Below are 13460 nucleotides of genomic sequence, written 5' to 3' on the forward strand. Positions count from 1 at the left end.
GGCGTCGCGCAGCGCGATGTCGCAGGCGGCGGCCAGCATGGCGCGCGCGGCGGGCTGCTTGCCGGGGGCGAGGAACTGGTCGACGACGGTGTCGGCCGCGAAGCCGAGCACGGCGGGAAAGACCGTGTCGTCTTGGCGCGGCAGGGTCGCCACCGCCAGGGCGAGGTAGTCGTGGGCGGGCCACTGGGCGTCGCGGGTGGCGTTGGCGGCCGACGACCACAGCACGGCGCGGGTCAGCGAGTCGTCGAGGTCCGACAGGGCCTGCGGCAGGAGCTCGCGGCCGAGATCGTCCAGGCGCGCCTTGGCGAAGGTGAGGTCGGCGTCGTTGATGAGCACCAGGCCCGCCCTGGCCCCGGCCGCGGCGTCGACGACGGTGCGCTCGCCGTGTTTGTGGGGGTCGATGTCGACGTCGGTGGTCAGGCCGGCTGTCGCGCCGTCGTACACGGCGACCCTGACGCGGTGGGGTCGCAGCACCGGGTGTTCGGGCGGCGCCGACTGCACGATCGCCAGCGACTCCACGCGCCCGTCCTCGGTGTACGCCAGCTCGGGGGTCAGGGTGTTGACCTGCGGCTGCCGCAGCCACACCTCGGCCCAGGCGCGCAGGTCGCGCCCGCTGGCGGCCGCCAGCGCGTCGAGCAGATCGTCCAGTGTGGCGTTGCCGAAGGCGTGGGTGTCGAAATAGGACCGCAGCCCGCGCAGGAACGCCTCGTCCCCCAGCCAGGCCGCCAACTGGCGCAACACGCTGGCGCCCTTGGCATACGAGACGCCGTCGAAGTTCTTCAACGCCTCGTCGGCGTCGCGCACCCGTTCGGGCGCCACGGGGTGGGTGGAGGGCCGCTGGTCGGCGGCGTAGCCCCATGCCTTGCGCCCCACCGCGAAGCTGGTCCAGGCGTCGGAGAACTCGGTGGCCTCGGCCGCGGTGCGCCACCCCATGTACTCGGCGAACGCCTCGTTGAGCCAGATGTCGTCCCACCAGCGCAGGGTCACCAGGTCGCCGAACCACATGTGGGCCATCTCGTGGGCGATCACCACGGCCCGATGCTCGCGGTCGGAAACCGTTGCCGCGCCACGGAACAACATCGACTCGTTGAAGGTGACGCACCCGGGATTCTCCATGGCGCCCCAGTTGAACTCGGGCACGAACGCCTGGAAGTAGTTTCCGAACGGGTATCGGATGCCGAACATCGCGTGGTAGTGGTCGAAGGACGCGCGGGTGACGGCGAAGATCTCCTCGGCGTTGGCCTCCACGATGTCCGCCATGGACTTGCGCCCGGCGATCCCCAGCGGAATCCCGTCGTGTTCGGCGTCGACGGTGTGCCAGTCGCCCGCGACCACGGTCACCAGGTACGTCGACATCGGCTGGGTGGTTTCGAAGACGGTGCGGCCGTTGTCGCGCGAGGCGATGGCGCCGTTGGCCCACACCGTCCAGTGCGCTGGCGCGTTCACCGACAGCGTGACGCGGGCCTTCAGGTCGGGCTGGTCGAAGCAGGCGAACACCAGGTCGGCGTTGGCGGGGCTGGAGGTGGCGTACACGTAGGTCTTGCCGTCGAGCGGGTCGATGAACTTGTGCATCCCCTCCCCGTCGTGGGTGTAGGGCAGTCGGGCCCGCACCGTGACCTCGTTGTCGGCGGCCAGGTCGCGCAGGGCGATGCGCCCCTCGGCGTAGGCGGCGGCGTCCAGTTCCGCGCCGTTGAGCCGAACCTCGACATCGGTGGCGTCGCGCAGCTGCGCGAAGGTGGCGGCCCCGGGCTCGGCGCAGGAGAACCGAATCGTGGTGTCCGTGGTGAAGCGGTCGCTGGTGGCGGCGTCGGTGAGGTCCAGTTCGATGCGATAGGACGCGACATCGACCAGGGCGGCGCGGTCGACGGCTTCGTCGCGGGTGAGGCTCGGCATTGTCCGAAGCCTACGGACACGAAGATCACCCTGCCAACGATTTGGCGTTCGCCGTGGGCGAAGCGGGCGGGGGCAGCGGTAGTGTTACGCAACGATGGCCAGGTGGGAGACGTCGGACGACGCGGGGAGACGCTCCGCGACACCCCCACCATCGCCGTCTGTCCACATAGGCTATAATGAGGAGGCCCAACGGCCCAACGGCCCAACGGCCCAACGGCCCAACGGCCCAACGGCCCAACGGCCCAACGGCCCAACGGCCCAACGGCCCAACGGCCCAACGGCCGACCGTTGGGCGACGGTCGCGACCGATCGGACCGTTCTGTTCGTAGCGCGAACGCTTCAGTCCACGGCGCGGTTGTGGTACGACGTCGTTCCCCTGCTGCACAGCGATACCCGTATCCAGACGTTGTTCACCGTCGATGCGACCTCCGAGTTCGGCGCGGGCGTGCCCGAGTTCCTGACCTCGCGGGGTGCCCTGGTCGTCCCGTGGGAGGTGGCCCGCGATCGCTCCAGGTTCGACTGTGATCTCACGGTCTCAGCCAGCGCCAACGGAAACCTGCACGAACTCCCGGGGCCGCTGTTGTTGATGAGCCACGGCGCGGGGCATCACAAGTACTTGGCGACCGACGGCGGCGTCGACGACACGGTGGCGGGTCTGTCGCGACAGCAACTGATTCACGACGGCACGGTGGTGCCCGCCGCGATCGCGTTGGGCGGCAACGAACAGCTGGCTCGGCTGCGCCGCGAGTGCCCCGAGGCCGTCGACCGTGCCACCGTCACGGGCGACATCTGTCACCAGCGCCTGCTCGCCAGTCGGCCGCAGCGCGAACGCTATCGGCGCGAGCTGGAACTCCACGAGGGACAAAAGCTCGTCCTGTTGTCGTCCACGTGGGGCCGCGATTCCCTGTTCGGGCGGTATCCGCGTCTGGCCGAACGCCTGCTGTCCGAGCTGCCCTCCGACGAGTTTCGCTTCACCGCCGCGCTGCACCCGAACTGCTGGGATCGGCACGGACGCCCCCAAGTGGAGGGTTGGTTGGAGACCGCCCGCCGCGCGGGGTTGGCCCTGATCCCGCCCCACGAGGGTTGGCGCGCCGCGCTGATCGCCAGCGATCTGGTGGTGGCCGATCACGGCTCGGTCGGGTTCTACGGCGCGGCCATCGGGATTCCGCTGGCGTTGGCCGCCTTCGGTTCCGACGAGACTCCCGACGATTCGCCCGCCGCGGCGTTGGCGCGCCGCGCGCCGCGCCTCGACGTCGACGCGCCGTTGGAGTCGCAAATTCGCGCGGCCATGAGCGATTTCGATCCACACGAGGTCGGCGCCATTGTGGATGAAACTCTGGATACCAAGCAGGACAACGGGTCTCGTCTTCGCGATCGCATGTACGACCTGTTGCGCCTCGACCCGCCAGCCGCGCCATATCGCCCCGCACCCGTGGAGCTCACCGAGGTGGATTGGAAACCCGTCTCCGCGCTATACCACTTTCCGTCCATGGAGGACGGATTCGTGGCGCTGAGGCAGTACCCCGCCCGTGTCGAACCCGCCGAACCCCGGCGTCCCTATCGGGAGCGAATCCTGTCGGTGGACGCCTCCGAGACCGATCAGCGACTGTGGGACGCCGCGGCCGTCTTGTCCTGGGCCCGACCGAGACTCAGCGTCGACGAGGCGGCACGGTGGGCCGAGCGCGAGCTGTCGACCCGACGAGGCGCCGCCACGGCCGTGGCGGTCTTGCAGGACGGCCGCCTGCTGCTGGCGCTTCGCGAGTACGGCGTCTACTTGGCGCACAGTCGATCCAGGCTCGAGGCGTCCTCGGTGGGAGCGGCTGTCCACTACCTTGCGGTGAAGGGCCAGGTGCCCGGCGAGCTGCGGCTGCGCGTCGCCGACACGAACATCACCGTGCGGTTGAGGCCCGACGCACCATAGTGCTCAATCGTCGTGTCGCAAGGACGAGTTGCCGTCCATGCGTCCGATCTGGATCACGGAGCCGTCGACCATGCCCGACACGCTGTTGACGATCGATCCGTCCCCGGTGGTGATCTGCGTCGACGCCTTGCCCCATTCGCGACGCAGCCGCGCGTCGAACTCGGCGTCGCCCGCCGCCACCAGGCTCAGCGCGGCCGCCAGCCGTGGCGTGTTGGCCGCGGGGTCCTGTTGCGCGGCATCGAGGGCGGCCTGGGCGCTGGGTTCGCTGGCGAAGCGGCGCTTGATGAGGCCCACCAGCGCGCCCAACGCCTTGCGTCCGCTCTCGACCGTCGCCTCGGCGAGGCTCTTGGCCACCGCGGCGGCGATGGCGATCATGACTTCATCGGACACGACTAGCTCCTCACAGTGATGTGCCGAGACTAACAAGTGGCACCATTGGTCCCCGTGGGTAAACAAGCTGGGGAGGCGAGCAGGTGACCGCTCAAGGGGACGCGGACTCGCCCGAAGAGGCGTCGAATCGCAACGACAACTCGGGGAACGTGGGTCGAGACAGCTATCAATTCGGCTCCGTCCGCGACTCCACGGTCAACATCTATCAGTCCGAGACATCGACCATCGACATCCCGAACGAGATCCCCGGTTGGGCGAGCCCGTTCGTCAATCGCGGCTCTGAGATGTCCCAGCTCGACACGCTCACCGCGGTGAAGGAGGGCGCCGCCTCACCCATCGTTGTCGTCGAGGGCACGGACGAGGTGGGCAAGACGGCATTGATGGCGAAGTGGGCCGACCAGGCCAAGGCTCATTATCCCGACGGCATGCGGTACGTCGACTTCGCGCCGAATCCCAGTCGGACGGGAACCGATCTCGACGTCGCCATCGATCACCTGCTGGGAAATGTGGACGGCGAGAACCGCGAATTCTGGCCGAGCGACGTCCACGCCAGGGCGGGTCGATGGCGGACCATCGCGGCGTCCCGCCGCATGCTGATCGTGTTGGACAATCTGGAGACTCCCGCTCTCCTGGCGCACCTGCGTCCCAACTCCCCGAGTTCCGTGATCGCGGTCGTCACCCGCTACAACACCGACGAGATCATCGCGACCTACGGCGCCGAGGTCGTGGAGGTGTCTCCGCTGTCCGACAATCACAGCCTCGACCTGTTGCGCGCGTTCTGCGAGGACGACCGCATCGACGCCGACCGCGACACCGCCTTGCGCCTCATCGGGTTGTGCAACAGGAATCTGCGCACCATCAGGGTGGTGGGCGCGCGATTGAAGCGACGTCCGCAGCTGGACCTGGTGCAGGCGTGCGCGCAGTTGGAGGACGCGTCGTCGCCATCGCGGTCGGTGGCCGCGGTGGCGACCGACCAGGCGCTGCGCGAAGGTCTTGACGCCTTCGCGCGCAAGCTGTTCGCTCAACTCGGTGCGCACCCTGGCGGGGACTTCGGGATCGATCTGGCCGCGTGGCTGGGGAACGGCGCGGGAGATCCTGCCCATGCCTTGCGGCAGTTGGAGTCCGCGCAACTGATCACGTCGATGGGGAAGGGGCGGTGGCGGATTCCCGCCCCGTTCAAGGAAACCCCGAACGACGATGCCGTCCAGCGCGTCCTTCAGTGGTATCGGCTCGCCACGCGCTATGCCGATGAGGTCATCATGGACCCCGATCGGCTGCGCGTGTCGCGAATGGACACCAGCACTTCGCTGTTCGTCTCCCCGCCATCAAAGCCTTCTGTCGCTTTGGATTGGTTCGACGCCGAGTTCGCCAACGTGGTCGCCGTCCAACGTTTCGCGCACGATCACGGCCACGACCGTCTGGTGTGGGAGCTGGAGGAGTCGCTGTGGGCGCTGTACATGAACCGCAAACGCTACCCACAGTGGAACGAGACTTCGCGACTGGCGATGGAGGCCGCCGAACACGACGGCAACCGCGATGCCCTGTCCCGGATGCTGGCCCAGCGCGCCCGCTATCTCTACGAGACGGGCGACGTCGACGCCGCGCTCGACCACACGCTGCGGGCCCGGGATCTGGCTCGCGGCACCAATAATCGGCGCCTCGAGGCGTCGGCCGTGGAGTTCGCGGGGCGGTTCTTCACCAGCCGCCGCCAGTACGGGGAGTCGATGCGGGCCTATCGATTCGCGTTGGACGTGAACATCGAGCTCGGCCATCGCCGCGCCATCGCCCTCATCCGGCACGAGCTGGGTACCGACTGCGCCGCGGTGGGCCAGGTCGATACCGCCCTGGAGCTGCTGCGGGCCTCGGTCGATGGCTTCGCCGACCTGGGTTCTCACCGCAATCGCGGTCGCGTCCTCGTCGACCTGGCCACGATATTGGCGAGCCTGGATCGCCTGCCGGACGCGATGGCGTCCTTCGACGCCGCGATCGCGACGCTGGACGAGGCGGGATCCAGCTTCTACGTCGCCAGGGCCCGCGAACAGCGCGGTGACGTCCTGGCGGGCCATCACCAACGCGCCCAGGCGATCACGGACTGGCAGGCCGCCTTGGACATCCACGTCAAGCACCACAACGGCGACGGCCCGCAGGCCGACAGGTTGCGCGAGAGGCTTCGGTCCGCGGCGGCCTGACGTCGCTCAGCCGCGCGGTTCGAAGACCTCTTCGCCGCGGTCGCGTTTGGCCGCCATCTCCCAGGCCGCGTCGGCGATCTCATCGGGGTTGATCGATTGCGGGGCCGCTTCGCCGACGTTGTCGGCGTTGGCGACGACGAAATCGTGCACCGCGCTGCGCTCGATCATGGCGCCGATCGACAGCACGCCCGCATACACCCCCTTGTCCGCCAGCGCCGCGTTGAGGGTCAGCGCGTAGTGGCGGACCGCGGCGGCCATCAGGGCGAGGCCGCCCAGTTGCGGCATGGGGCGCACTCCCGACAGGCCGCTGCCGAACAGCAGCGTGCCGTTGCCGCGCTCGACCATCCCCGGCAGGACGTGATGCACCGCGTCCACGGAGGGGTAGATCAGGTCGAAGGAGGAGCGGACCACGTCGGAGGTGGTGTCGGTGATGTTCTCGGGCGCCCAGCCGTCGCCGGTCGGGACGATGCCGTTGTAGAGCACCGAGATGTCGCCGAGGCGCTCGGTGATGGCGTCCAAGGTGGAGGCGATCTGGCCCGGTCGCATGACGTCGGCGGGGAAGGCCGTGGCGTCGATGCCGTCGGCGGCCAGCGCCTCGAGGCGTTCGGGGTGGCGGTCGATGCCGCGCGATACCAGGGCGACGCGGTGGCCCGCGCGTCCGAAGCGGTGGGCGATGGACATGCCGAGGCCCGGGCCCGCGCCGATCACGACGGCGGTGGTGGTGTTGGACATGGTGGTGCCTTTCCCAAGTCGAGTTCGATTAAATCGAGGGCGCCCTCAACTTCCAATCGACCGTACCATAAGTTGAGGAGGCCCTCGACTTCGTATCATGGACGACATGACCGCCACGAGACCGCTGCGCGCCGACGCAGCCAGGAACCGCGACAAGCTTCTGGCCGCCGCCTCCGACCTGTTCGCCGAGCGCGGCCTCGACGTACCGATGGAGGAGATCGCCCGGCGCGCCGAGGTCAGCATCGGGACCCTGTACAACCACTTCCCCACCCGCGGCGCCCTCCAGGACGAGATCATCCCGAGACGACTGGCCGAAATGGACGCCATCATCGACGCCGCGCTGGCCGTCGACGACCCGTGGCAGGGCTTCGTGGACTTCGTGGTCGCGACGATCGCGCTGAAGGCCCAGGACCACTGCATCAACGAGGCCTTCGGGCGCCGCTTCGAACTCAGCGAGACGGTGCGCGCCGCGTGCGACCGCGCCTTCGCCCCCACCGACCGCATCATCCAGCGCGCCAAGGACTCCGGCCAGCTGCGCGGGGACTTCGCGCGCACCGACGTGATCATGATCGGCATGGCGCTGACCCAGCTGCTGAACCAGACGATGGACCTGGCGCCGCAGCTGTGGCGCCGCTGCCTGGCGCTCTACCTGGACGGCCTGCGCGCCGAGGCGGCCCACCCCATCGACGTCCCGCCGCTGGCCATCGAGCGGCTGGAGGAGGTGCTGTCGGAGCGGGCCGCCAAGCGCGGCTAGGCGGCCGGGTCCGGGACGGCGAAACCGTACGGCAGCTCCAGGCGGTGCTCGGCCAGCAGGTCGGCGTCGCCCAGGATCAGTGAGGTCGCGGCGTCGGCCACGATGCGCCCGGCGTCCAGGATCACCGCGCGGCGGCACAGCTCGTGGGCGTAGGGCAGGTCGTGGGTGACCATGAGCAGGGTGACGTCGAGGCCGCGCAGGATCTCGGCGAGCTCGCGGCGCGCCGCGGGGTCCAGATTGGACGACGGCTCGTCCATGACGAGGATGCTGGGCCGCATCGCCAGCACCGTGGCCACGGCGACCCGGCGGCGCTGGCCGTAGGACAGGTGGTGCGGGGCGCGGTGGCGGTGCTCGGCCATGCCGACGGCCTCCAGCGCCTCGTCGACGCGGGCGTCGAGTTCGGCGCCGCGCAGTCCCAGGTTGGCCGGGCCGAAGGCGACGTCCTCGGCGACGGTGGGCATGAACAGCTGGTCGTCGGGGTCCTGGAACACCACGCCGACGCGGCGGCGGATCTCGGCGAGATTGGCCTTGGTGACCTCGAGCCCGTCGACGCTCACCCGCCCGCCCCCGGTCAGGATCCCGTTGAGCTGCAACACGAAGGTGGTCTTGCCCGCGCCGTTGGGGCCTAGCAGCGCCACCGTCTCGCCGGCGCCGATCGACAGGTCGACGCCCGCCAGCGCCCGGTGTCCGTCGGGGTAGGAGTAGGTGACGTCGCGCAGCTCGAGCATCATGCGATCATCGCCACCGCGGCGATGGCTGCCGCGGCCGCCGGCAGCACGCCCGCTCGCGCCCAGTCGGCGCCGCGGGCGGGCGGGAACGCCGCGCCCACCGGCATTCGTCCATTGTAGCCTCGTGAGAGCATCGCGACGTAGACCCGTTCGCCGCGTTCGTAGGCGCGCAGGAACAGCGCCGCGACCCCGGACGCGTAGGCGCGGGCCTGCCACAGGAAGTGGGGGTTGTCGCCGCGCGACAGCCGGGCGATGCGCATCCGCTTGGCCTCGCCGGACAGCACGTGGATGTAGCGGGTCATGAAGGTGGCGATCTGGATGGCCGCGCGCGGCAGCCGCAGCCGCTCCAACCCGGCCAGCAGGGACGACACGTCGGTGGTGGCGGCCAGGATCAGCGAGGCCCACACCCCGAGGGTGGCCTTGGCGAGGATGTTCCAGGCACCGTAGGCACCGTCCAGCGACAGGTGCATGCCCAGCCAGACGAAGCGGGGGCCCGGCGACACGAACGGCAGCAGCACGGCCAGGGCGACGAACGGCAGCTCGATGAGGCTGCGTTTCAACAGCCACAGTGGATTGAGACGGGCGGCGGCCAGGACGGCGGCGACCAGCACCGCGTAGCACCCGAAGGCCCACAGCTGGTGGCGCGGCGTGGCCACCACGACGATGGTGAAGCCCACCGCCGCGGCGATCTTCGCCTCGCCGGGAAGCCGGTGCACCGGCGAGTCGCCCTCGCGGTACAGCGGGTGGGCGTGTCCGGCTCCCATCAGCCCTGCTCCGGGGTCTTGGCGCGGCGCTTCAGCAGCCAGAAGGCTCCCGCCCCGATGCCGAACACCACGGCGACGCCGACGACCCCGGACACCGCGGTGGAGGCGAATCCGCCGCCGAGCCCCGAGGTGGCGTATCCGGCGAAGGGCCCGGTCTCCAGGTCGTGCTTCTTGGCCTTTTGGGCCGCGCAGTGTCCGCCGGTGATGCGGCCCTGGGCGTCGGTGGCGCAGCCCTTCAGGGTGGCGGAGTCGAGTCCGTCGGGGGAGCTGGAGGCGTAGTGCGACACCACGCCCGCCAGGATCAACGCCACGAAAAGTCCACTGAGGATGAACCAGGTGGTCTTCTTGCGCATCACGCCGCCCTTTCCACGCCGGTCAGGGGCTTCATGCCGCGCAGCGCGTACACCAGGTCGGGGCGGGTGCGCGACACGGTCGCCACGGTGGCGGCGGTGATGACGCCCTCGCCGAGCCCGATCAGGAAGTGGGCGCCGAGCATGAATCCGGCCACCACGCCCATCGACATGTGGGTGGTGCCGCCGATGGCGTACTCGAAGACGAAGCCGCTGGCGCCGGCCATCACGCTGACGATGGAGGTGAGGAACACCGCGACGCTGACGCCGGTGGGCGTGCGGGGCAGCACCTTCAACAACAGCCGCAGCACGCCGTAGGTGACGAACGCGCCGATCAACGCCATGTTGGTGATGTTGAGGCCCAGGGCGGTCAGGCCGCCGTCGGCGAACAGCAGCGACTGCACGATGAGCACGATCGACACGCACAGCGCCCCGACCCACGGCCCCACCAGCGCCACGGCCAGGGCGCCGCCGAGCAGGTGTCCGCTGACGCCGGGCAGCACGGTGAAGTTGAGCATCTGGACGGCGAAGATGAACGCGGCGGTGAGTCCCGCCATCGGCACCAGGCGTTCGTCCAGGTCGGCGCGCGCCTTGGCGCCGCACAGCACGAGCAGCACCAGGGCGACGAGGGCGAAGATCACCGTGACGGGCACGTTGATGATGCCGTCGGCCATGTGCATCGCGGCGGGTCGCACGATGTCCTCCAGTCGGGGCCGGGCGATCGAGCCAAATAAAAATCGATCGCTGTTGCAAGTATCTTGCAACAAGCGCCGGGCGCCCGCAAGTCGGGTATGCCTCACAGGCGAGATGGTCCTGCCGACCCCCCATCTGGCGCCCTCGCGCACATTCACTGACTTATTTAGACGTTTCGATATATCTTTGCGGCCGTTAGGCTGGTTGCTGCGGTGACGCCCAAGAAACCGCAGACACGAAAGGTTTCCAATCGTGAATAAACGCAGACTATTCGCCGCCATCGGCGCGGCCGCATTGGCGGGGAGCACGGTGCTCGTCCTCAATGTCACATCCGCCTCGGCGGACACCCTGCCCAGCCTCAGCCAGGTGAAATCCACCATCGAGGGCACCATCGGCTCCCAACAGATGGACGCCCTGCAGCGCGACCTCGGCGCCAGCAAGGACGGCGTCTACAAGCGACTCGCCGTCGACAAGCTGACCGGCTCCATCGCCAAGCGCGCCAAGGCCGACTTCTCCGGCGACTACGCCGGAAGCTGGACCAACTCGGCGGGCACCGGAACGGTCGTCGCCGTCACCAACCCGGCACTGGTTGATGACGTACGGGACCTCGGCGCCAAGGCCAAGGTCGTCGACAAGACCCTGTCGCAGCTCAACGCCGACCAGGCCAAGCTCGACAAGGCCAAGGCCGCCGACAAGATCTACGGCTGGTCGGTCGACATCGTCCACAACACCCTCAAGGTCAAGACCGGCGACGTCTCGGCCGCCAAGGCGTTCGTCAAGCACGCCGGCGTCGACGCCGACATCGTCAAGGCCGCCAAGCCCAAGCTGCTCGACGACATCGTGGGCGGCGCCGAATACGGCATCGACAACCAGTACCTGTGCTCGGTGGGCTTCTCGGCCACCAAGGGCGGCGCCGCCGGCTTCTACAGTGCTGGACACTGTGGACAGGTCGGCTCGCAGATCACCTCCGGCACCGGCGCCGGCGGCAGCTTCCAGAACTCGGTCTTCCCCGGCGAGGACTACTCCTGGATCCAGGCCGGCAGCGGCTGGACCGCCTCCCCGCAGGTCAACGGCAGCGACCAGACCGTGGCCGACAGCAACGAGGCCGCCGTCGGATCCGAAGTGTGCCGTTCCGGCCGCACCACCGGCTGGCAGTGCGGCACCATCCAGGAAACCGGCGCCAGCGTCACCTACCCCGAAGGCACCGTCAACGGCATGACCGGCACCGACGCCTGCGCCGAGCCCGGCGACTCCGGCGGATCCTTCATCACCGGCGCCAGCGCCCAAGGCACCACCTCCGGTGGCTCCGGCGACTGCACCTCCGGCGGATACACCTACTTCTACCCGATCAACAGCGCCATCTCCGGCGCCGGAGCCGACCTCACCACCGGCTGAGCGTCACACCACCCCCGGCACCACAGGGCCCCGTCCGGTTCCACCAGCCAGGCACCGGACGGGGCCCGCCCGTCGCGCCCGCCGAAACCCGTCACCACCCCGCATTACACTCCCCCACCATGACCACACGTTTGCAGCCCGGCGACACCGCCCCCGACTTCGACCTCCCCACCGCCGACGGCGACCGCCTCGCGCTGTCCGACCTCAAGGGCGCCAAGGTCATCCTCTACGCCTACCCCGCCGCCATGACCCCCGGCTGCACCAAACAGGCCTGCGACTTCCGCGACAGCCTCGCCTCCCTCCAGGCCGCCGGCTACCGCGTCGTCGGCATCTCCCCCGACAAGCCCGAAAAGCTCGCCAAGTTCGTCGAACGCGACGCCCTCACCTTCCCCCTGGTATCCGATGTAGACAAAAACGTCCTCACCGCCTACGGCGCCTTCGGCGAGAAGAAGAGCTACGGCCGCCTCATCCAGGGCGTGATCCGCTCCACCTTCGTCATCGACCCCGACGGCAAGATCGAGGTCGCCCAGTACAACGTGCGGGCCACCGGCCACGTCGCGAAGCTGCGCCGCGACCTCGGCCTGGACTAACCGCTCCTACGGCCACACCGCCCCACGATTACGACACAGGCAGAAGGGGTGCCCGACCGGATCGGTGAACACCTGCCACCCATACCCCTCGGGCCCAACAAAATCCTGCTTCAGCGTCGCGCCGAGCTCGACGACGCGGCGCTGCTCGGCCTCGATCTCGTCCACCTCGAAATCGAGGTGATACTGCTTGGGGTGCTCGCTGCTGGGCCAGGTCGGGACGACGAAGTCGTCCACCCGTATGAAGGCCAGCTCGACCTCGCCATACGGGATGCCCGCCCAGTCGTCGTTGCTGTCGGGCTTGACGGCACGACCCGTCACCGCGGAATAGAACGCCGCCAGCCGCATCGGGTCGGGGCAGTCGATGATGAAATCGGTGAGCTTCAGCATCAGGCGATCTTGCCACGCGACGGCACGCGGACGAAGTGATTTTCGCGGGTGGTTCGGGTAACACGGACATGGCAGTGGGGCCGGAGGGATTCGAACCCTCACTGTCACGGACCTAAACCGTGTGCCTGCTGCCAAATTGGGCTACGGCCCCGATTGTTCAACCTTCCGGACAATACCTGAAGCCTCCCCCTCGCTCCGCACAAGCCAGTGCCAGAGCGCTGCCGAATGCCGACAGTGTGGGAGTAGCCCAGGGCTGCACGATGTCACCGTCCACTATTGAACCGAACGAGGCGTCCCAGCGCTTCCCGCACGTCGACAATCCGTGCTTTCGCAGAACTCGAAACACTGTGTTTTCGGATGCGGCACCGTATGGAACGCCAGCTCGCCGTAGTTCCTGAGCAATCTTGGCGGGCCCCAGGTCGGGGTCGTGCAGCGCGATTTCCACGATCGACCGATCGCGGATTTCCTTTTGGCTCTTTGGTAGCCGCGGACGCGCGACGCTGCCGAACCGCACCGTATTGGTTCTCAGGTACCGCTCACGCAGTCGATAAAACGTTGTCAATGAGCACCCGATCTGTGCGGTGGCCTCCGTCGCTTTCAGGTACCCGCGCTCGACGAGCTCTATCGAACGGGCGACCCTCTCGGGATGGGCCTTGTTGGTTTCGAATCTCTCG

Annotated in this window: 13 protein-coding genes and 1 tRNA gene; 5 read left to right on the forward strand and 9 right to left on the reverse strand. The window is 68.6% G+C overall.

Translation table 11 applies throughout. The annotated features are described in order from the left end of the window. Positions 1 to 1893, reverse strand: a 1893-nt coding sequence (gene pepN, locus VE172_RS12680) for an aminopeptidase N (protein ID WP_324802085.1), incomplete at its 3' end; no start/stop codon positions are given. Between the two features lie 355 nt (positions 1894 to 2248). On the opposite strand from pepN, the gene VE172_RS12685 reads away from it, so the two are divergent. Beyond that, positions 2249 to 3814 (forward strand): hypothetical protein, encoded by a 1566-nt coding sequence (locus tag VE172_RS12685; protein ID WP_324802088.1) that lies wholly within the window; start codon positions 2249 to 2251, stop codon positions 3812 to 3814. Between the two features lie 3 nt (positions 3815 to 3817). Here VE172_RS12685 and VE172_RS12690 read toward each other — a convergent pair whose 3' ends face one another. Further along, entirely contained in the window at positions 3818 to 4204 is a 387-nt protein-coding gene (locus tag VE172_RS12690) for a hypothetical protein (RefSeq protein WP_324802090.1), read from the reverse strand. 83 nt (positions 4205 to 4287) lie between these two features. Between VE172_RS12690 and VE172_RS12695 the strand changes: the two genes are divergently transcribed. After that, a complete protein-coding gene (locus VE172_RS12695) occupies positions 4288 to 6393 on the forward strand; it encodes a tetratricopeptide repeat protein (protein WP_324802093.1) in 2106 nt (701 codons plus the stop codon). Positions 6394 to 6399: 6 nt separating this feature from the next. Here the strand turns inward: VE172_RS12695 and VE172_RS12700 are convergent, their stop codons facing one another. Next, positions 6400 to 7125 carry an SDR family NAD(P)-dependent oxidoreductase gene (locus VE172_RS12700; protein WP_324802096.1) on the reverse strand — a complete coding sequence of 242 codons (726 nt, stop codon included), beginning with the start codon at positions 7123 to 7125 and terminating at the stop codon, positions 6400 to 6402. A 106-nt stretch (positions 7126 to 7231) separates the two neighbouring features. On the opposite strand from VE172_RS12700, the gene VE172_RS12705 reads away from it, so the two are divergent. Further along, positions 7232 to 7879 carry a TetR/AcrR family transcriptional regulator gene (locus VE172_RS12705; protein WP_324802099.1) on the forward strand — a complete coding sequence of 216 codons (648 nt, stop codon included), beginning with the start codon at positions 7232 to 7234 and terminating at the stop codon, positions 7877 to 7879. On the opposite strand, the gene VE172_RS12710 is transcribed toward VE172_RS12705, so the two are convergent. From VE172_RS12710 to VE172_RS12725, 4 genes are read right to left on the reverse strand one after another with little or no spacing between them, the layout of a single operon-like run. Beyond that, positions 7876 to 8607 carry an energy-coupling factor ABC transporter ATP-binding protein gene (locus tag VE172_RS12710; RefSeq protein WP_324802102.1) on the reverse strand — a complete coding sequence of 244 codons (732 nt, stop codon included), beginning with the start codon at positions 8605 to 8607 and terminating at the stop codon, positions 7876 to 7878. The genes VE172_RS12705 and VE172_RS12710 overlap by 4 nt on opposite strands. Continuing rightward, on the reverse strand, positions 8607 to 9371 hold the full coding sequence (cbiQ, locus tag VE172_RS12715) for a cobalt ECF transporter T component CbiQ (protein ID WP_324802105.1): 765 nt from the start codon (positions 9369 to 9371) through the stop codon (positions 8607 to 8609). Before cbiQ ends, VE172_RS12710 begins: the two co-directional genes overlap by 1 nt. Next, positions 9371 to 9724, reverse strand: coding sequence for a PDGLE domain-containing protein (locus tag VE172_RS12720; protein WP_324802108.1), 354 nt, complete (start codon positions 9722 to 9724; stop codon positions 9371 to 9373). The genes cbiQ and VE172_RS12720 overlap by 1 nt, the downstream gene beginning before the upstream one ends. After that, complete coding sequence (locus VE172_RS12725) at positions 9724 to 10401, reverse strand: energy-coupling factor ABC transporter permease (protein WP_414715092.1); 678 nt, start codon at positions 10399 to 10401, stop codon at positions 9724 to 9726. The genes VE172_RS12720 and VE172_RS12725 overlap by 1 nt, the downstream gene beginning before the upstream one ends. A 265-nt stretch (positions 10402 to 10666) precedes the next feature. On the opposite strand from VE172_RS12725, the gene VE172_RS12730 reads away from it, so the two are divergent. Then, positions 10667 to 11809 carry a S1 family peptidase gene (locus VE172_RS12730; RefSeq protein WP_324802113.1) on the forward strand — a complete coding sequence of 381 codons (1143 nt, stop codon included), beginning with the start codon at positions 10667 to 10669 and terminating at the stop codon, positions 11807 to 11809. A gap of 119 nt (positions 11810 to 11928) precedes the next feature. Next, the gene (bcp, locus tag VE172_RS12735) at positions 11929 to 12399 is read left to right on the forward strand and encodes a thioredoxin-dependent thiol peroxidase (RefSeq protein WP_324802116.1); all 471 of its coding nucleotides are present in this window, start codon (positions 11929 to 11931) and stop codon (positions 12397 to 12399) included. A 6-nt stretch (positions 12400 to 12405) separates the two neighbouring features. On the opposite strand, the gene VE172_RS12740 is transcribed toward bcp, so the two are convergent. After that, entirely contained in the window at positions 12406 to 12786 is a 381-nt protein-coding gene (locus VE172_RS12740; protein WP_324802119.1) for a VOC family protein, read from the reverse strand. Between the two features lie 75 nt (positions 12787 to 12861). Next, a tRNA-Leu gene (locus tag VE172_RS12745) sits at positions 12862 to 12937 on the reverse strand. Positions 12938 to 13460 lie beyond the last annotated feature (523 nt).

The organism is Stackebrandtia sp. (genome assembly GCF_035643755.1).
In the GTDB taxonomy this organism is placed as follows: Bacteria; Actinomycetota; Actinomycetes; order Mycobacteriales; family Micromonosporaceae; genus Stackebrandtia.

Excerpts from the sequence above, each read along its gene's own strand:
- VE172_RS12700 (WP_324802096.1), bottom strand. The coding sequence starts at position 7,125 with ATGTCCAACACCACCACCGCCGTCGTGATCGGCGCGGGCCCGGGCCTC.
- VE172_RS12725 (WP_414715092.1), bottom strand. The coding sequence starts at position 10,401 with ATGCACATGGCCGACGGCATCATCAACGTGCCCGTCACGGTGATCTTC.
- bcp (WP_324802116.1), top strand. The coding sequence starts at position 11,929 with ATGACCACACGTTTGCAGCCCGGCGACACCGCCCCCGACTTCGACCTC.
- VE172_RS12740 (WP_324802119.1), bottom strand. The coding sequence starts at position 12,786 with ATGCTGAAGCTCACCGATTTCATCATCGACTGCCCCGACCCGATGCGG.
- VE172_RS12705 (WP_324802099.1), top strand. The coding sequence starts at position 7,232 with ATGACCGCCACGAGACCGCTGCGCGCCGACGCAGCCAGGAACCGCGAC.
- VE172_RS12720 (WP_324802108.1), bottom strand. The coding sequence starts at position 9,724 with ATGCGCAAGAAGACCACCTGGTTCATCCTCAGTGGACTTTTCGTGGCG.
- cbiQ (WP_324802105.1), bottom strand. The coding sequence starts at position 9,371 with ATGGGAGCCGGACACGCCCACCCGCTGTACCGCGAGGGCGACTCGCCG.
- VE172_RS12710 (WP_324802102.1), bottom strand. The coding sequence starts at position 8,607 with ATGCTCGAGCTGCGCGACGTCACCTACTCCTACCCCGACGGACACCGG.